Origin of the sequence: Billgrantia ethanolica (genome assembly GCF_021404305.1) — a bacterium.
GTDB classification, from domain to species: domain Bacteria; phylum Pseudomonadota; class Gammaproteobacteria; order Pseudomonadales; family Halomonadaceae; genus Halomonas; species Halomonas ethanolica.
On the sequence record NZ_JABFTX010000029.1, the window covers coordinates 1 to 355 of the forward strand.

General features: G+C 54.1%; 1 rRNA gene. It reads left to right on the forward strand.

What is annotated here, in order from left to right:
- Positions 1 to 355, forward strand: a 23S ribosomal RNA gene (locus HOP53_RS21360); the annotation flags it as partial.

The window sequence follows — 355 nt, forward strand, 5'->3', positions numbered from 1 at the left end:
CAGACAGCTAGGAGGTTGGCTTAGAAGCAGCCATCCTTTAAAGAAAGCGTAATAGCTCACTAGTCGAGTCGGCCTGCGCGGAAGATGTAACGGGGCTAAACCAGGTACCGAAGCTACGGGTGAGTCTGCATCACTTGATGCTATTCGATTGGCGTCGCGAAGCGACGTCCAAGCCGTCCCGAACGTCGAGTCGGGAAGGGTGGATAGAAAGAGTGGTATCAAGGATGCAGACTCGCGGTAGAGGAGCGTCGTGTAAGCCGATGAAGGTGGATTGAGAAGTCTGCTGGAGGTATCACGAGTGCGAATGCTGACATGAGTAACGACAAGGGGAGTGAAAAACTCCCCCGCCGGAAGA